The organism is Brevibacillus sp. HB2.2 (assembly GCF_013284275.1).
Classification (GTDB): Bacteria; Bacillota; Bacilli; order Brevibacillales; family Brevibacillaceae; genus Brevibacillus; species Brevibacillus brevis_D.
This window is the reverse complement of sequence record NZ_JABSUV010000120.1, coordinates 1-322: the sequence shown is the minus strand read 5'-3', so window position 1 is coordinate 322 and position 322 is coordinate 1. Positions and strand designations below refer to the sequence as shown.

General features: G+C 40.4%; 1 pseudogene. It reads left to right on the top strand.

From position 1 onward, the window contains the following. Nucleotides 1–322 (top strand): annotated as a pseudogene (locus tag HP401_RS29575) (hypothetical protein); the annotation flags it as partial.

The following is a 322-nucleotide window of genomic DNA, read 5'->3' as shown; positions in this document are numbered from 1 at the left end:
AAATATACACATGAAATCAATAAAGACTTTGATGCTGAAATTGAAACGGAGGAAGAAACAGGACGATTCATGAGCTACCGTGTGGTCGACAAGAGAAAGAAAGAAATAAAATTCCCTAAAGAAGATCCGAATGGAAAGAAATGGCTAACACCAGAAGAATCGATGAAACTAGCTATTGCTGCGTTGGAAAAGTACGGACCAAAGCATTTAAAAGAAGTGATGCCGATTGGGACAGCAGAGTTTCAACAGAGAGGCGCTGCGCTGGGCTTCAAGTTTGTAAATGTGCACGAAGGGATTCCCGTTCTTGATGATAAGATTTTTA